The organism is Evansella tamaricis (genome assembly GCF_019042215.1).
GTDB lineage: Bacteria > Bacillota > Bacilli > Bacillales > Salisediminibacteriaceae > Evansella > Evansella tamaricis.
Window position 1 is genome coordinate 1 of sequence record NZ_JAHQCS010000030.1, and the last position, 16,198, is coordinate 16,198.

18 protein-coding genes are annotated in these 16,198 nt (G+C 36.7%); 9 read left to right on the plus strand and 9 right to left on the minus strand.

Features of this window, described 5'->3' with window-relative positions:
* Positions 1-236: 236 nt before the first annotated feature.
* From KS419_RS01580 to yidC, 5 genes are all read left to right on the plus strand, one after another.
* Positions 237-1,220 carry an aldo/keto reductase gene (locus tag KS419_RS01580; RefSeq protein WP_217064338.1) on the plus strand — a complete coding sequence of 328 codons (984 nt, stop codon included), beginning with the start codon at positions 237-239 and terminating at the stop codon, positions 1,218-1,220.
* Between the two features lie 460 nt (positions 1,221-1,680).
* Entirely contained in the window at positions 1,681-2,643 is a 963-nt protein-coding gene (locus KS419_RS01585) for a dimethylarginine dimethylaminohydrolase family protein (RefSeq protein ID WP_217064339.1), read from the plus strand.
* Positions 2,644-2,668: 25 nt separating this feature from the next.
* Positions 2,669-3,679, plus strand: a complete 1,011-nt coding sequence (locus KS419_RS01590; RefSeq protein ID WP_217064340.1) for a Gfo/Idh/MocA family protein — start codon at positions 2,669-2,671, stop codon at positions 3,677-3,679.
* Between the two features lie 121 nt (positions 3,680-3,800).
* Positions 3,801-4,175, plus strand: a complete 375-nt coding sequence (locus KS419_RS01595) for a hypothetical protein (protein ID WP_217064341.1) — start codon at positions 3,801-3,803, stop codon at positions 4,173-4,175.
* Complete coding sequence (gene yidC, locus KS419_RS01600) at positions 4,118-4,948, plus strand: membrane protein insertase YidC (RefSeq protein WP_217064342.1); 831 nt, start codon at positions 4,118-4,120, stop codon at positions 4,946-4,948. Before KS419_RS01595 ends, yidC begins: the two co-directional genes overlap by 58 nt.
* Before the next feature lie 105 nt (positions 4,949-5,053).
* Here yidC and KS419_RS01605 read toward each other — a convergent pair whose 3' ends face one another.
* Positions 5,054-5,902 carry an SDR family oxidoreductase gene (locus KS419_RS01605; protein WP_217064343.1) on the minus strand — a complete coding sequence of 283 codons (849 nt, stop codon included), beginning with the start codon at positions 5,900-5,902 and terminating at the stop codon, positions 5,054-5,056.
* Between the two features lie 526 nt (positions 5,903-6,428).
* Between KS419_RS01605 and KS419_RS01610 the strand changes: the two genes are divergently transcribed.
* Together KS419_RS01610 and KS419_RS01615 are read left to right on the plus strand one after the other, a co-directional pair.
* Positions 6,429-6,680 (plus strand): AbrB/MazE/SpoVT family DNA-binding domain-containing protein, encoded by a 252-nt coding sequence (locus KS419_RS01610; RefSeq protein ID WP_217064344.1) that lies wholly within the window; start codon positions 6,429-6,431, stop codon positions 6,678-6,680.
* Entirely contained in the window at positions 6,680-7,078 is a 399-nt protein-coding gene (locus tag KS419_RS01615) for a type II toxin-antitoxin system death-on-curing family toxin (RefSeq protein ID WP_217064345.1), read from the plus strand. The genes KS419_RS01610 and KS419_RS01615 overlap by 1 nt, the downstream gene beginning before the upstream one ends.
* Before the next feature lie 133 nt (positions 7,079-7,211).
* Here the strand turns inward: KS419_RS01615 and queF are convergent, their stop codons facing one another.
* From queF to KS419_RS01630, 3 genes are all read right to left on the minus strand, one after another.
* Complete coding sequence (gene queF, locus KS419_RS01620) at positions 7,212-7,706, minus strand: preQ(1) synthase (RefSeq protein ID WP_217064346.1); 495 nt, start codon at positions 7,704-7,706, stop codon at positions 7,212-7,214.
* Entirely contained in the window at positions 7,696-8,382 is a 687-nt protein-coding gene (locus tag KS419_RS01625; protein ID WP_217064347.1) for a queuosine precursor transporter, read from the minus strand. Before KS419_RS01625 ends, queF begins: the two co-directional genes overlap by 11 nt.
* A 174-nt stretch (positions 8,383-8,556) precedes the next feature.
* The gene (locus KS419_RS01630) at positions 8,557-8,928 is read right to left on the minus strand and encodes a hypothetical protein (protein ID WP_217064348.1); all 372 of its coding nucleotides are present in this window, start codon (positions 8,926-8,928) and stop codon (positions 8,557-8,559) included.
* 121 nt (positions 8,929-9,049) lie between these two features.
* On the opposite strand from KS419_RS01630, the gene KS419_RS01635 reads away from it, so the two are divergent.
* Positions 9,050-9,862 carry an alpha/beta fold hydrolase gene (locus KS419_RS01635; protein ID WP_217064349.1) on the plus strand — a complete coding sequence of 271 codons (813 nt, stop codon included), beginning with the start codon at positions 9,050-9,052 and terminating at the stop codon, positions 9,860-9,862.
* Positions 9,863-9,898: 36 nt separating this feature from the next.
* Here KS419_RS01635 and KS419_RS01640 read toward each other — a convergent pair whose 3' ends face one another.
* Positions 9,899-10,705, minus strand: coding sequence for a DUF2935 domain-containing protein (locus KS419_RS01640; protein ID WP_217064350.1), 807 nt, complete (start codon positions 10,703-10,705; stop codon positions 9,899-9,901).
* 359 nt (positions 10,706-11,064) lie between these two features.
* Here KS419_RS01640 and KS419_RS01645 point away from each other — a divergent pair, with 359 nt between their 5' ends.
* Positions 11,065-12,714 carry a glutamine--tRNA ligase/YqeY domain fusion protein gene (locus KS419_RS01645; RefSeq protein WP_217064351.1) on the plus strand — a complete coding sequence of 550 codons (1,650 nt, stop codon included), beginning with the start codon at positions 11,065-11,067 and terminating at the stop codon, positions 12,712-12,714.
* A 140-nt stretch (positions 12,715-12,854) separates the two neighbouring features.
* On the opposite strand, the gene KS419_RS01650 is transcribed toward KS419_RS01645, so the two are convergent.
* Genes KS419_RS01650 through KS419_RS01665 form a run of 4 tightly spaced genes read right to left on the minus strand, consistent with a single transcriptional unit; the run spans position 12,855 to position 15,577 of the window.
* Entirely contained in the window at positions 12,855-13,565 is a 711-nt protein-coding gene (locus tag KS419_RS01650; protein WP_217064352.1) for a hypothetical protein, read from the minus strand.
* Entirely contained in the window at positions 13,562-14,314 is a 753-nt protein-coding gene (locus KS419_RS01655) for a hypothetical protein (RefSeq protein ID WP_217064353.1), read from the minus strand. The genes KS419_RS01650 and KS419_RS01655 overlap by 4 nt, the downstream gene beginning before the upstream one ends.
* Positions 14,283-15,194 carry an ATP-binding cassette domain-containing protein gene (locus tag KS419_RS01660; protein ID WP_217064354.1) on the minus strand — a complete coding sequence of 304 codons (912 nt, stop codon included), beginning with the start codon at positions 15,192-15,194 and terminating at the stop codon, positions 14,283-14,285. Before KS419_RS01660 ends, KS419_RS01655 begins: the two co-directional genes overlap by 32 nt.
* Positions 15,191-15,577 (minus strand): GntR family transcriptional regulator, encoded by a 387-nt coding sequence (locus KS419_RS01665; protein WP_217064355.1) that lies wholly within the window; start codon positions 15,575-15,577, stop codon positions 15,191-15,193. The genes KS419_RS01660 and KS419_RS01665 overlap by 4 nt, the downstream gene beginning before the upstream one ends.
* Positions 15,578-16,198 lie beyond the last annotated feature (621 nt).

A 16,198-nucleotide genomic window follows, 5' to 3' on the forward strand; every position in this document is an offset into this window, starting at 1 on the left:
TAAGAATACCAATATATATTCTACTACTTTTCTCTATGGTTTTCGAGAGGGGATCAAAATGTTATCTTCTCGCCTTGAGAAATCATCCTTCTAATTCTCGTTTAACATGTTATTGGCGATATTGTGTTAAAATGTAAGGGAAAAATTTAATTTAGTTTTCCTGGACATATAAAGGATAATAAAAGATAGGCGTTGTAGGTTAAGTACTAGAATAAAATACTTGGAAGGTGATAAAAATGAACTATCGTCGATTAGGCAATACGGATTTAAACATAAGTGAGTTGAGTTTCGGAACATGGGCAATTGGAGGTTCCTGGGGGACCACCGATGACAAAGAGTCGTTACGTGCTTTGGACCGTGCAATGGATGCAGGTGTTAATTTCTTTGATACAGCAGATGTTTATGGTGATGGACATAGCGAAAAACTTCTCGCTCAGGCAACGAAAGGGAAAGAAGATAAAATTCATATTGCCACTAAATTTTGCCGTGGCGGAGATATCCATGATCCAAAAACATACTCAGAAGAAAGTGTTCGAACGTATTTAGAGAAAAGTCTTTCTAGATTAGAACGTGAACGTGTTGATTTGTATCAGATTCATTGTGCTCCATTTGAAGTACTGAAGAATGGTTCTGTATTTGAGGTGCTCGACAAACTTCAGCAAGAAGGAAAAATTCGTCATTATGGAGTAAGTGTAGAAACTGTGGAAGAGGGACTATTTTGTTTAGAAAATCCAAATGTAAAAGCACTTCAAGTGATTTTTAATATCTTCCGGCAAAAACCGTTGGATCAATTATTTCCGGAGGCTAAGGAACGTGGAGTTGGTATCCTTGCGAGAGTACCTTTAGCAAGTGGACTTTTAACTGGAAAATTCACTTCTACAACTTCTTTTGAATCGGATGATCACCGAAATTTTAACCGTGATGGACAAGCGTTTAATGTTGGAGAAACATTTGCAGGTCTGGAATTTTCCAAAGGAGTAGAACTTAGTGAAAAACTCCGTTGGATTGCAGAAGACCGTAAAAATATGACACGTGCTGCACTCCGTTGGATCTTAGAACATGATTCTATTACATCGGTTATTCCAGGATTCAAAAATGTGAAGCAAGTGGAGGATAATTTAGCTGCACTTCAAGTTCCTCCATTTAGTGGGAAAGAAATGAAACAACTGGAAGAGTTTTATAAAAAGGAAGTTCAAGATCATATTCGAGGAGCATACTAAAAAAATTTCGTGAAGGAATATCTACATTGGATTTTCTCATTAAAGGGCCTACTTACAGACAAACTTCGTCTGTAGTAGGCCTAAAAAAGGAGGAACTCAGAAGGGGTATTGGGTGCACCTTGCTACCAAGTGACATGGAACTATTGATTTGCCCCTTCCTTCACTTGGATACTATAAGATATGTTTTATAAAAAAATCGGACTAGTTGTTAAACGCACTATCGGTAAAAATGATTCAAATAATGATAGATATTTGTAGGTAGTATAATGTGTCCTTGCAGATATCTGTCCCTTCTTTTTGATATATTACTGAAGTTTGTCATCTATCAATCTAGTTGTTTCAGTAGCGTCATTGATTCTTTAAAAGCGATGCCCACAGCAATGTATAACATATGAAATGTAAATTACATCATGGTTTAATAGAAACTATAGAATGAAAAAAGTTTAGGAGGAACAGTAGAATGACACTGAAAAATAAAATTAAAGTACAAGGGGAGAGATGGTTTCCATCAGAACAACCCTTTTCTGACGACATGAAAGAATTATGGGGAGATTGGTACTGTGATTCGGAAGTGGGAAAACTTCGCGCTGTCCTTATGCACCGTCCAGGTTTGGAGATAGAAGGAATTACAGAAGACAATTTTAGCCAATATCGTTTTCGGGCTGCCATGAACCACGAGAGGGCAAGGCAACAGCAGGATCAGCTTGCACAAATATATCAGGATCATGGTGTGGATGTCTATTATGTCCAAAATCAACGAGTAGATCGTCCGAATGCCATGTTTATGAGAGATCTAATGTTTATGACACCTGAAGGGGCGATCGTATGCCGACCGGCAATCCCAGCCCGCCGTGGGGAAGAACGAGCAGTAGCCGCAACCCTTTCTGCTTTAGGCGTTCCCATTATAAAGACTATTAATGGAGACGGGTATTTTGAAGGGGCAAGTGCCATGTGGATTAACAGGGAAACAGTTATCATCGGTACTGGGAGCAGGACGAATGAATCTGGAGCAAGACAGGTAGAAAATGAGCTTCGGAATATTGGAGTTAAAAACATTATCCGCACAGAAATCCCTTATGGTTCTATCCATTTAGATGGTTATATGAACATGGTAGATGAAAATAAGCTGGTTATTTTTCCGTGGCATGTTGGTTATGATTGTGCGAAACAGCTTCTAGACTTGGGAGTAGAACTCATTGAGTTAACGAATATTGAAGAGTTGAAACAAGGAATGAGCATGAATTTCGTGGCGCTAGAACCTGGGAAAATTGTGACACCAGAAGGTAGTCCTGAAACAAAATTATTACTTGAAGACAATGGTGTGAATGTAATTGAATTGCCAATGGACGAAGTGATGAATGGATGGGGAGCTATTCATTGTATGACCGCGTTTTTAAATAGGGATCCTGTGCTACCAAAATGAATGAAAAGAGAATAGGGGAAATATGATGATACGATTTGGTGTTATTGGAACCAATTGGATCACGGAAAGGTTTATTGAATCAGCTAATCTAGTGGAAGATTTTCAATTGGAAGCCGTTTATTCTAGAACAGAACCGAAGGCTAAAGAGTTTGCATCCAAGTTCGGAATAACAAACACGGTCACTTCAATAGAAAAAATGGTTACAGGAGATGTTGTGGACGCAGTCTATATTGCAAGTCCAAACTCCTATCATATGGAGCAGGCAATTCAATGTATGACCAACGGAAAACATGTGATCTGTGAAAAACCGCTGGCTTCTAATGTTTTTGAAGTGAATAAGATGATTCAGACAGCTAGGGCTAATAACGTGCTTTTAATGGAAGCTCTAAAAACCACATGTCTGCCAAATTTCCAAGTGATCAAGGATAACATGCATAAGATTGGAAAAGTTCGCCGATATAATGCAAATTATTGTCAATACTCATCACGATACGATAAGTATAAAGAGGGAATCGTGTTAAATGCATTTGATCCAACGTTTTCAAATGGCTCGTTAATGGATATTGGAATTTATTGTGTTTATCCACTTGTTACGCTATTTGGAGAACCAAACTCAGTGAGTGCTGCAGGAATTAAGTTGGAATCAGGTGTTGATGGTCAAGGCAGTATCTTGTTAAGTTATGAATGTGGAATGGATGCAACAATCATTTTTTCAAAAATAGCGAATTCGAATCTCCCTTCGGAAATTCAAGGGGAGAATGGAAATATTGTGATAGATAAAATCCATACCCCAGAACATGTGGAGATTCATTATAAAGACGGAACGGTAGAAGATATTACAGTTCCACAACGTAATGAATCAATGTACTATGAAGTAAAAGAATTTATTGATTTAATCAAAAACAACGTGTTGGAATCAACGATTAATACGTATGAACGAACTTTCACTACTGCTAAACTATTAGAAGAATCAAGGAAGCAAATGGGAATTGTTTATCCTGCAGATGAAAAGGCAAGAATGGAAAAGGATAAATAAAGGAAAGTGACCGTTTGTTTTCCATTAAATTAGCTTTGACATTCTTATCAAAATAAACGATGATAAGCATATTAATGAAGATTACGGGATAATTCCCCTATTAAAGGAGGTGAATACAAGGATGATTTTTGAAGTTTCCAATGATCTCGTTCCAATACTGTTGTCAGTCAGTTTATATATATCCTTCATTGCTGTCCATGTTATGAGCAGTATGACGAAGGAATATGTGGTGCGCCACCGTTACTTGACAAACCGGGAAATTCAGTCTTCCCTTTTTCTCATTTCTACGGAAGATTCGTTTTCCGAGAAATTAGAGGAAAAACAAAGTTTTATCACAAGAATAATTAAACGGAAAGAAGCGCCTGAAGACGATGGTGAATACCACTTCTCCTCAATGAAACAACATGAAAATGAAAACACTCGAGGAGGAAAACATCTATGGAGCAGAAGAAACATTCTGTATTCACCGTCTTTAGGAAATATGGTTATATTGTAATACTTGGAATTTTAGTTTTACTATTAGCAGGTTGTGGGGCAACGAATGAACCAATTGATGAGAACACCGCTGGATTTTTTAATCACTATGTTGTATTTCCATTTTCGTTTTCTATAAAATTTTTCGCTGGGGTGTTTAACGGCAGCTATGGTTTGTCTCTCGTAGTAATGACACTGTTAATTCGTCTAGCACTTCTTCCTTTAATGATGAAACAGTCAAAGAATCAACTCGTAATGAAGGAAAAAATGAGTGTTATTCAGCCAGAAATGAAAGAAATACAAGAAAAATATAAAGACAAAAATGATCAACAATCAAAGCAAAAAATGCAACAAGAAATGATGGGGCTTTACCAAAAGCATAATTTTAACCCGATTGCATCCATGGGTTGCTTACCAATGCTTATTCAACTGCCGATTTTAATGGGATTTTATTGGGCGATTATGCGAACACCGGAAATTGCTGAACAAGCCTTTTTGTGGTTTAACTTGGGAGAGAGGGATTTAATCTTACCTTTTCTGGCAACGGCTGTTTATTTTGTTCAATTCAAAGTTTCTCAAATTGGAATGACCGTTCAGCCTGGACAAGAAGGCATGATGAAGATTATGGGATTGATGATGCCGGTGATGATGGGAATCTTCTCTTTTAATATGGCTGCAGCATTGCCGTTGTATTGGACTATTGGGGGTATATTTCTGATTTTCCAAACACTGTTGGCAAAAATATTATATAAACCAAATGAGAGCCCTGTCCTTAGCCCTTCTGTAGAAAAATGACACAGAGGTTAGGGTTAGGTCCAAAAAAACAAATGAAATTAAAATTAGACCCCTGCTTTCACAACTAGTGAATACAGGGGTTTCGTTCTAGTATGGAATCTAATCTTATGTTTTACTAACCAATTCTTCACTTACTTTCCACAATCTTTTAGCTACGGATCTGTCAGTTGCTGTACGCTTTGTAACTACAGGTTTTCGATTTATAAAATATTTACCGGTTATACCTTGTACCTCAGGGGAGGTAGCCAAATAAATGGCAGTATCTGCCCCTTCTTCTGCAGTTTTAAAAAAAGGTTGAAGAATGCGTACAATTGTTTTTCCAAAACCAGTATCTCGGTCAATACCAAGGTTAGTGGAAACTGCCCCAGGATGTAAACAATTTACCGTGACCCCAGTATCTCTCAGTTGTTGTGCCAATTCAATTGTAAATAAAATGTTAGCAAGTTTTGACTGACCATATACAGAAAACGTGCGATACTTTCTTTGTGATGTATGAAGATCGTTAAAGTCGATATTTCCAAATTTATGGGCACCGGAAGAGACATTTATAATTCGGGATGAATTCCCAGCTTTTATTTTCTCCAGCAATAAATTGGTTAAGAGGAAGGGGCCAAGATGATTCACTCCAAATTGGAGTTCAAAACCATCTTTTGTTTCTTGACGTGTCGTTGTAATGATTGCGGCGTTGTTTACTAAAACGTCAAGTCTAGGGAACTTTTCATTAATTGCTTGTGCTACTCTTCGGATATCCTCCAGTTTCCCTAGATCACATAAGAATAATTCTACCTTTTGATTTTTACTTTCAGAGATGATTTCCTGTTGGGCAGCAATTCCTTTTTCCTCGTTTCTGCATAGCATAATAACATGTGCACCCATTTTGGCAAAAGCTAATGCCGTTGCTTTTCCCATACCGGAATTTGCTCCAGTTACCATCATTATTTTTTTATCGTCCATTCCACAGCCCCCATATCTATTCTTATTGTTATTGTACTTTATTTAAGGGCATCTGCCAGTCAATTTACGAACGATATTTTTCTTAAAAACTCCTTTGAGGAATTCGAGGGAACTGAAAAAGTGGTGCTTTTTCACTTTTACAATCCCTCGAAGCAATGAGCTTAGCCATTGCCATACAAATAAAAGGCACTGAAAAAGTTGTAAGATACTTTTTCAGTGCCCTCGAGGAATTCTAACGGGTTTACTTGCTAAGTGTAAAACGGCAAAACACAGACTTATTCACATGCTAAATCACACATGTTTCCAATTAAAATTACAGTTTAATTAGCATACTAAAATGGCACGAAGGTCTTTGTGCCATTGCTTTCATAATTACTTATCTAGCTAATGCAAATAGTTTAAGTATAGAACTTCACAATATCTACTTTCAACCCACAGCCTCCATTTAATATATAAACAACACTTTCATTTCTTGTAACAAAATATGTTATAATTGTTATAACGATTATAATGGGGGTGTAATAAATTGGAACAATTCGAAAGAAAAGTAACTAAGATTGGAAATAGCTTCGGAATAACTCTTCCTGCTGAACTACTGAGAGAAGTTGGTTTAGCTCAAGGGGATGACGTACAAGTGGAAGTTAAAGATGGGAAAATCATTTTACGGAAAAAAGAACAGATAAACCTTCCTGAAGGTGTGGATGCCGAATTCATGGATATCCTTAATGATGTCATAAAAGAACATGATAAAGCTTTTAAAGGGTTAGTGAACAGATAATGGACGAAATTATTTATTTAACAACAAATCAGGTAATCGCAATCAATTCGATCCAAATTCGCTTGTATTCGCCGAATGAACCTTTAGGTGTAAAAGATCCAAATCTCTTAGATTCAGCCATTAATCGACCTAAACAATCTGTATTTGGTAGAGATGCATATCCTTCTGTCTATGAAAAAGCAGCTGCACTTTTTGAATCATTGGCGAAGAATCATGCCTTTCATAATGCCAATAAACGTACAGCACTTGCTTCTAAAATTGTTTTCTTGAAAATTAATCATTATAGGTGGACAATGGGCATTGATGAAGAACAAGACTTTACAGTGGATGTGGTAAATCATAAATACACATTTGAAGAAATTGTATCAACAATAGAAAGTCATACGGAAAGACTGTAAAATCCATTCTCATTTTATTTGAGAATGGATTTTTCCTGTTAAAAACAAATGTGTTTTTGCTTGAAAGGTAAGAATTTAGAAGTTTTTGCACCGCTGAAATACACCTCATTAGAGGATTTCAAAGGGGATTCTATTATCTATTATCTATAGTTTCTGGATACATATCGTGATTCATCAGTCGATGTTCTGCCATCTTTTCATACTTAGTACCAGGTTTACCGTAATTAACAAAAGGATCAATAGAAATACCTCCACGTGGGGTAAATTTCCCCCACACTTCAATATAGCGGGGATCCATTAAATCAACAAGATCGTTTACGATGATATTAATACAGTCTTCATGGAAATCCCCATGATTCCGAAAACTGAACAAGTACATTTTAAGGGATTTACTCTCCACCATTTTTATATCTGGAATATAGCTGATATAAATGGTCGCAAAATCTGGCTGACCTGTTTTAGGACAAAGGCTTGTGAATTCAGGACAATTAAACTTCACAAAATAATCACGATAAGGATGTTGGTTTTGAAATGATTCCAACACTTTCGGGTTATATTCAAAGGTATAATCATTTTCCTCTTGACCTAGGAGGTTAACTTCCTTGCTGCGGTCATAGTTATGAGACATGGGCAGGTGCCTCCTTATTCGATTTTCCTTTAAAAATAGGTTGCCCATATAGCCATTTTACAGTCAAGTATATAAATGGTGTATCAGCTAAAGCAAAAACTAACTTTATGACATACTGAGTACCGATCATAGCAAAGATGGCGGATAGTGGCATTGTGCCGTAAAAAGCAATAAAAATGAAGATGCAGGAGTCAACCAATTGACTGGAAAGTGTGCTCCCATTATTTCTTAACCACAAATGCTTACCCTTTGTCATTTCTTTAAGTTTATGGAAAATATGAACATCCCAAAGCTGAGATATGGAATAGGCAATAAGGGAGGCGGCAACCATTCTTGGAACAGCACCTAATATGGCTTCAAACTCAGCCTGCATTGGCCAAAATCCAGCAGGTGGTAACATAATAGCCATGTAGAAAAAGCCAATCATCATAACATTTGAAATAAGGCCATAAATAACTACCCGTTTGGCCGTAGCTTTACCAAACACTTCTGATATGGAGTCAGTAATTAAAAATGTTAAAGGATAAGTTAGAAGTCCTGCTGTTAAAACGATGCCTCCAACGGTAAACAGCTTGGTGGAAATCACATTAGATACTAGTAATGCAGTGAAAAACAGTGCGCAAAGCAATATTAATTTATGTTGCTTCGCTTCATCGAAACATACAGTATTATTCATTAAAAATCATCTCCTAGTTTTTATTTATAAAGCGGAGGATGGTTTCGAACTCCGCTAACTAATCTACTTTACCACAGATTTTAGAATATGAATAAGAAAATATATGCATTAAAGATAAAAAAATTCACAAAAAAGTCAGGGACCAGGTCCCTGACTTTTTTGTGAACATTACTACTAAACCTCTGCAAGGTAAACATATACATATTCTGGAATTTGGTGTTTATCCTTTTCCGATTGCTTCTCTTCATATGATTTATATGAAAACAATTCTTCTCCTTGCTCCATAGCTACTAGTTCCAAAATATACTCATCATTTGTCCCCTTTGTTTCGAGTTTCATTGAAATAGGACCAATGGAAAGGCGGTATTCATTAAAAACTAAGCCCAAAAGTTCCTCTGATTTCTTCTTTGTATCCGTATGGGCTAATATAAACGCTGCAAGTTCTCGAATTCTTATATTCCGTTTTGCTTCTTGCTTAAATAATTTTGAAACACCCTCCCCTAAATGTTTAGAAAACATTCCTAACTTATCTAAAAAATGATTCATTTCAGTTCACCTGCCATTTTTTTATTATTGTTTCATGTTATGGGATAAAAATGTACCCTATTTGTAACTAAAGGAAGTTACACTAGAAATGTTGATATAAAGTGACAAGGTGGTGGAGTAAATGCCATTTTTTGAAATGAACAATGGTAAGTTATTTTATGAGATAAAGGGAACCGGAAAAAAGGAGATTGCCGTCGTATTTTTAAACGGTGTAATGACAACTACAGCGAGCTGGGCTCTTTATTACCCTCTTTTCGAGAAATTGGGATATTCAGTTTTATTGCATGATTTTAAAGGACAAATGAAGTCTGACAAACCGAAAGGGCCATATACTTTTAAAGATCATGCCTCCGATCTTAAACAACTTTTGGATTATTTAGAAATTAAAAAGATTCATATTATCAGTACTTCCTATGGAAGTCAGGTGGGCTTAAGGTTTGCAATGGATTACCCGGATGAAACAGGCAGTTTAACTATTATTGGAGGGGCAAGTGAAATTGATGACAATGCACGCTTGTTCGTGGAGGGTTGGAAAAAGTTTGCAGAAAAGGGGAGTGGTGAGGAGTTCTTTTGGGGTGTTGTTCCTTCTATTTATCATAATGATTTTGTGAGTGCTAATAGGGGGTTTCTTGATGAGAGAGCCCAGTTATTAAATGAGATTCACCCAGATTATTTTAAAGGCCAAATCAATCTTTATGATACATTTATTAATGATACTACTATGACGGGAGAATTGGAAAAAATCGGATGTCCTTCTCTAGTGTTGGTAGGGGAAGAGGACAAATTGATGCCAAGGAAATTCTCAGAAATATTAGTGAAAAAGATTCCTCAAGCGGAGTTTGCAATCATTCCAAATGCAGCACATGTTACGATCTTCGAGCAACCGGAAGTGGTTAAAAGTATAATTACAGGATTTGTAGTAAAAAATACATAAAATTGTCGGGGACCTGGTCCCCGACAATTTTATGAATTATTCTGTTCTTGGCGTCGTAGGATCACAATCTGGTGACTGGAGTTCCGTTGTTTCAGCCAGTTTCATTAAATAATAACATTCTTCACGGGCCATATGATCAGCCATCAGGGGAGATAATACACCTAGACTTTCCTTCGTTAACCTCATTTCTTCCAATTCGGCTAAAAAAGTTCGGAATACAATCATTTCTAACTCAATGTCTTGATGGAACTTTGACAATGCCGGGAAGTGGTTTACATTTGCCCGTAAATAACCAGCTAATTCAATAGCTTTTAAATAGAACTCTTCCCAATCATTTTTAAATTGGTCGCTTTTATATTTTAAATCATACTCCACATGGTCTAAATTATCACTGATAGCACCGGCATGACCTGCGGCATCTAAAAGCCAGATTAAGTCATGGTGTAAGGGGTGGACGGAAGGGGGGATTTCTCCTCTAGCTAAAAAGGATAAGATCCTAAGTGCTTCTTCTACTTCATTTACCATATGATTTAAAAAGGATGGGGGTAATTGAATCTTAATATCTCCAATCAAATGTTCCTCAATTATTTTCAGCTTAAATTTCCGTATTTCTTCACTTTGTTTTTCAGCCTCTTTTAATATGGACATGAGTTTTCCTTCTGCTGGCGTTTGTCTTGAATCCTCCAACAGTTTATCAAATGTTTTAATAAAATAATCTGCCTGCCTCACATAATCTTTTTCACCGGGTGAGAGTGAGTCATGGATAAATCGTCCATGATCCCCAAGAACCTGCATCCAAAACCTCAGTTCAAATAAAGCCTCTTTTATCAATTTCTTTGACATATTTGCTTATGCACCACCTTTATAAAAGTGAGTTAATGCACCAACTGTATCCTACGTAGCACTATATGTCTCAAATGAAAAACTAATGACACCTTTAAACGGATCGGTTCCATTTTCATACTTGAATACTAACCTTTAACTTTCATTCTTAAATTTCTTTACCCAATCGGGAATAGGTACGAATATAGTGGAAAACATGTTAGAATGTATAGGTTGTGGAGAAAATGTTATTAATGATCTAATATATAGACAGTACGAAAGAAAAATCTTCCAAAGAGTTCAAAGAACCTACATAGATAAATGCCCCTTTTTATGATATAACAACTAGTATAGAAAATTGGTGACGAAAGGTTGATTTTATGAGTGAAACAATGAACACATCATCCAACTTTATTAAAAATATAATAAAAGAGGATCTCGCTACAGGTAAACATGATCAAATCATTACCCGTTTCCCTCCAGAGCCAAATGGCTATTTGCATATCGGACATGCTAAATCTATAGTTCTCAACTTTGAAATCGCCGATGAGTTTAAAGGGAAAACGAATCTTCGCTTTGATGATACAAATCCTTTAAAAGAAGACAGGGAGTTTGTAGAATCCATTAAAGAAGATATTGAATGGCTTGGATATGAATGGGATGGTTTGCATTTTGCATCTAATTATTTTGATGAGATGTATGATCGGGCAGTTCTCCTCATTAAAAAAGGATTAGCTTATGTGGAAGATATGTCCCAAGAGCAAATTCGTGAATACCGTGGAACATTAAAAGAACCTGGAAAGGAAAGTCCCCATCGTAACCGGACAGTCGAGGAAAATCTGGATCTTTTTACTCGGATGAAAAATGGGGAGTTTCAAAATGGGGAGAGAGTGTTACGGGCCAAAATTGATATGTCTTCACCAAATATAAACATGAGGGATCCTGTTATTTACCGAATTTCCCATGCGGAACACCATAATACTGGGGATAAGTGGTGTATTTATCCAATGTATTCGTTTGCACACCCGTTAGAGGACGCTATTGAAGGGGTAACCCATTCCATCTGTACATTGGAGTTTGAGGATCAACGCCCCCTTTATAACTGGGTTGTGGAAGAATGCGAAATGGAAGCTAAACCTAAGCAAATAGAATTCGCTAGATTAAACTTAACGAATACCGTAATGAGTAAACGTAAACTTAAGCTTTTCGTGGATGAGAACTATGTAGACGGCTGGGATGACCCGAGAATGCCTACTATATCAGGATTCCGCCGCCGTGGTTTTACACCAGAATCCATTAAACAATTTTGCCGTGAGATTGGTGTTGCCAAATCAGACAATACAGTTGATGTGAGAATGCTTGAGCATTTTATTCGTGAAGATTTAAAAATGAAAGCACCGCGAACAATGTCCGTTCTTCATCCCTTAAAGGTGGTAATCACTAACTATCCTGAGGGAGAAGTGGAATGGCTAGATGCGGAAATAAACCCGGAGAACCCTGAGATGGGAACTCGTAAAATACCATTCTCTAGAGAGATCTATGTGGAACAAAGTGATTTCATGGAAAACCCACCTAAAAAATACTTTAGACTTTTCCCTGGAAATGAAGTTCGTCTTAAGCATGCTTATTTCATTAAATGTAATGAAGTCATTAAAGATGACCAAGGAAATGTGATAGAACTTCACTGTACATATGACCCTGAAACGAAAAGTGGCACTGGTTTCACGGGAAGAAAAGTAAAGGGGACGCTACATTGGGTGGAAGCATCGAATGCTAAAAAAGCAGAGTTCCGTTTATATGACTCCCTCATTTTAGATGAAAGGGGAGGGGATGACTTTTTAGATCAAGTCAATCCTAACTCCTTGGAAGTGGCCAATGGCTTTGTGGAGCCAAATATGGAAGAAGCAAAAGCCCATGATAAATTTCAGTTTTTCCGCCATGGCTATTTTAATGTGGATCCAAAAGAAACGACGGAGGACAAACTAGTCTTTAACCGAATCGTTGAACTTAAAAGTTCGTTTAAATTATAAACAAACAAGAAACAGTCAGCCTTATTTTTGGCTGACTGTTTTCTTCTTTTTTTAAAGTCAAAGACCATACTTTTGTTAATATCCCTTTATAGACCTACGGGCGTGCGTTTAGGTATCTATGTTTACCTAAAGCGAGGTAATTATCGGACAAACTGAAGATGGCCGTCAGCCATACGACTGATTACTTGAAGTTCCTCAGGCACTTTTATATAAATGGCGCTTTGACCGAGATAACGATATCCACGATCATCCCACCAATCCTCTCCAGAAAACTGAGCTAAGGGGAATTCTTTTTTATACTCGAAAAAGTTTATCGTCAACAGGTCAGGTTGTTCTAAGTGCAATCGATTTCCAAAAAGATCTGCCCTTAACGTTGGAATATCTTCTGTGTTTATTAACTGACGATACTTTCCAAGCTCCACGTAATAAATGACTTCGATCGTTTCCTGACTTTCCGACTGCTCTACAAAAACAGTATCATAAAATTCAGTGTAATTCGTCGTTTCTAAGTATAAAATATCATCCTGATAGTCAAATTGATATCTCTCCCTGACGATCACTTCTTCCCTTCGTTCTTCGAGACGACCATCGTACAGTGCATCAAAAAAGCGCTGAGATTCATTATGCAACTGTTCATTTTCTGATATCTCGCCATAACTAGTGTAGGGGAGAAATGGAAAAAAGAGCATTGAAATCAAGAGTGTAGTTGCGTAAGTACCTAATAATACCTTTAGTCTAGTACCTCGCCAAAAAGTCCCCTTTGAATTATTTTTACGTCGCATTTCAACAAAGGCATAGATTATAAAAAGTGTGAGGAGAAGTGGTATGATAGCACCAATCATCGTTGTCATAGTCTTACCTCCAATCTATTGGAAAGATAAATGGATAAGTTAAGAAGAAGAGCAGCAGATAAAATTGCTTTTAATACAAACAGCACTAATGATGTCTCCGAAAAGAAAAACTGGAATATTTGAGTTAACACAAGTGGTGGCCCATTTTGTCCCCCAGTAAATAATAGGCCAAAGAAAACAATGGGGAGGACGACTGCAAAAATTTTATTTAATTGAACTAGTGTCCCAATAAAATAACCAAGCATACTCAATAGCAATACATGTAAAATTGCTACTCCTGAGCCCATAAAAACTTCTAACATATAGGAAGTTACGTTCTCGGGTAATAAGAAGATGTCCCCACCGATAAAAAACAAAATGATTTTTTGCATAAAGGTAGTTAACATGGCGGTTACACCTCCAACAATGCTAGCAGTCAACAAAAAACATCCATTAGAGAGATTGCTGATCATTCTAGTGGTCACAAAATTAAAATCTTCGTTCCTCGATGTTTTCGTGGTCAAAATAATGGCAGTAATAAACGCCCAAAACATCGTAAATATAATCACTAAGTCCACGGAATAGTAGTTAGTTCGTATGTTTATAAAGTTATTCCCCCCACCACTTCCCGCAACTGCATTAAAAGAAAGGAGGAGAGCAAAAAGTTGGACTCCAACAAGAGTTGCGTACACTTCCAAGTTTGCTTTTAATTTATAAATAAATTGCTTTTTTATCACTTTACCAATTGTAGGTTTCGCTAAATACATCATCAATTCCCCCTTTCGTTTTGCTAGTGAGGTATACGGAAAGTTCACTGGAATTTACCTGTGACAGGATGAGACCTGACACGCGAGCTTTTTCAAGTTCTGTAGTTGAAAAATTATTTCGAACAACAACATATAAACTATCTGTTCCTAAATTACTTTTGTGAAGGATATCCCTATTTTCTAACCATTTCTCAAGTACAGACGCCTTCCCTTTGATACCGATGGCATATTCTTTCATATCACTGACAGGAAGATGAAGATGAGCTTTCCCATCTTTTATTAAAAGAATATCCTCTAACAAATCCTCTATCTCTTGAAGGTGATGACTGGATATTAAAATCGTACGTGGTTTTGTAATATAATCCTTTAGTAAGGCCCGATAAACATCTTTTCTTACAGCAGCATCCATTCCTGTTGTTGGTTCATCGAATAAAGTTAAAGGACAGCGGGAGGCTAATCCAATGATCACATTAAAAGTACTTTTCATCCCTTTGGAAAGATGCTCATGGGACTGGTGTCGATCAAGGTTAAAGTAATCAAACAACCCGTTTGCTAGTTTTGTGTCCCAGTTTTCATAGAATTTCCCCGTTGCATCAAGGATCTCTCCTAAATTCAATGTGGAAGGGAATGATAGTTGATCATCAATGAAAATGCAGTTCGCAGAAACGGTTATGCTATTAAAAGGTGTTTCATCAAACACCTTTACTTCTCCTTGTGATTGCTCGAAAAAGCCAGCAATAATTTTTAAGAGAGTGGTCTTCCCCGCGCCATTTCTTCCAATGATTCCAGTAATCTTATTTTCTTCTATAGAAAAAGATAAATTATCGATTGCCTTCTTGTTTTTGTATTCTTTTGTAACATGATTAAAAGTTATGATATTCATTTACTTTCCCTCTCCAATTCTAGGTTGGCTGTTTGGACCATTTGGATTAGTTCCTGCTCCCCAATATTCAGCCTATTTGCTTCCAAAACAAGTTCAAGTATCAATTTCGTTAAGGTTTGACTTTTTCGTTTTTTAAGTATGATTTCCTTAGCTGGACTGGACACAAACATGCCTAACCCCCTTTTTTTATATAAGATTTCTTCATCTACTAATAAACTAAGTCCTTTTGCTGCCGTAGCTGGATTTATATTGAACATCTCGGCCAGTTGGTATTGAGAGAAGACCTTTTGATCCTTTTCAAGTTGTCCCAATAATATTTCCGTCTCAATCCACTCGGCAATTTGAACATAGATTGGCTTTGTTCCATCTATATTTAAAATCATACTCACCTCTTTTCAGTATCTCAGTTAGTACATTAGTGTTGTAATGCACTGGTTATATTTTGATTATATTTTCTACTGGTAAAAAAATCAATATTTCTTTTTCCTTGTTTACACTATTTTTTTTGAAACCTTCTTTTAGCGGTATTCGTACTTGATATAGGAAACAAAAATATATAAAAACTAGTTCCTCAACCTTAATTTTTCTCCTCAATATTTGGAGTACTGGCAAGTCCGATCACAGAGACTATTGCGATTGTTAGCTACTCAGTAAGAAACAGATCCCTAAACCTGTAAAAAATTTGAATCGATATGTTAAGTTATGATTTTTTAAAAAACCTGAAGGTAATTGGCTGTCTTTGTCGAATCAAAATGATTACGTGCATTTTTATAACTAGAATGACATAAACAACGGAAGTAGGTATAAAGAAGTATTAGTATCACATTTAACTTGCCTTAAAGAAGTAAACTCCAGTTAATATATCCCTCAGTCATTCATTGAAGTGAAGGAAACACCCATGCTATGAATAAGAAAAGCGCAAGCGCCTAGGCTCACGAGCGTAGGGCAGTGGAGGAATGACAACTAGAAGTCCGCTCTTTGACTTCGGTTGTCATTTCCGAAGT

What these genes read in the sequence shown, in the direction of transcription:
- KS419_RS01605 (WP_217064343.1), bottom strand. Translation starts at nt 5,902, where the DNA reads ATGGACGATAAAAAAATAATGATGGTAACTGGAGCAAATTCCGGTATG.
- KS419_RS01630 (WP_217064348.1), bottom strand. Translation starts at nt 8,928, where the DNA reads ATGAATCATTTTTTAGATAAGTTAGGAATGTTTTCTAAACATTTAGGG.
- KS419_RS01625 (WP_217064347.1), bottom strand. Translation starts at nt 8,382, where the DNA reads ATGAATAATACTGTATGTTTCGATGAAGCGAAGCAACATAAATTAATA.
- KS419_RS01595 (WP_217064341.1), top strand. Translation starts at nt 3,801, where the DNA reads ATGATTTTTGAAGTTTCCAATGATCTCGTTCCAATACTGTTGTCAGTC.
- KS419_RS01660 (WP_217064354.1), bottom strand. Translation starts at nt 15,194, where the DNA reads ATGAATATCATAACTTTTAATCATGTTACAAAAGAATACAAAAACAAG.
- KS419_RS01665 (WP_217064355.1), bottom strand. Translation starts at nt 15,577, where the DNA reads ATGATTTTAAATATAGATGGAACAAAGCCAATCTATGTTCAAATTGCC.
- KS419_RS01650 (WP_217064352.1), bottom strand. Translation starts at nt 13,565, where the DNA reads ATGACAACGATGATTGGTGCTATCATACCACTTCTCCTCACACTTTTT.
- KS419_RS01590 (WP_217064340.1), top strand. Translation starts at nt 2,669, where the DNA reads ATGATACGATTTGGTGTTATTGGAACCAATTGGATCACGGAAAGGTTT.
- KS419_RS01580 (WP_217064338.1), top strand. Translation starts at nt 237, where the DNA reads ATGAACTATCGTCGATTAGGCAATACGGATTTAAACATAAGTGAGTTG.
- queF (WP_217064346.1), bottom strand. Translation starts at nt 7,706, where the DNA reads ATGTCTCATAACTATGACCGCAGCAAGGAAGTTAACCTCCTAGGTCAA.
- KS419_RS01615 (WP_217064345.1), top strand. Translation starts at nt 6,680, where the DNA reads ATGGACGAAATTATTTATTTAACAACAAATCAGGTAATCGCAATCAAT.
- KS419_RS01655 (WP_217064353.1), bottom strand. Translation starts at nt 14,314, where the DNA reads ATGATGTATTTAGCGAAACCTACAATTGGTAAAGTGATAAAAAAGCAA.
- KS419_RS01640 (WP_217064350.1), bottom strand. Translation starts at nt 10,705, where the DNA reads ATGTCAAAGAAATTGATAAAAGAGGCTTTATTTGAACTGAGGTTTTGG.
- KS419_RS01585 (WP_217064339.1), top strand. Translation starts at nt 1,681, where the DNA reads ATGACACTGAAAAATAAAATTAAAGTACAAGGGGAGAGATGGTTTCCA.
- KS419_RS01645 (WP_217064351.1), top strand. Translation starts at nt 11,065, where the DNA reads ATGAGTGAAACAATGAACACATCATCCAACTTTATTAAAAATATAATA.
- yidC (WP_217064342.1), top strand. Translation starts at nt 4,118, where the DNA reads ATGGAGCAGAAGAAACATTCTGTATTCACCGTCTTTAGGAAATATGGT.
- KS419_RS01635 (WP_217064349.1), top strand. Translation starts at nt 9,050, where the DNA reads ATGCCATTTTTTGAAATGAACAATGGTAAGTTATTTTATGAGATAAAG.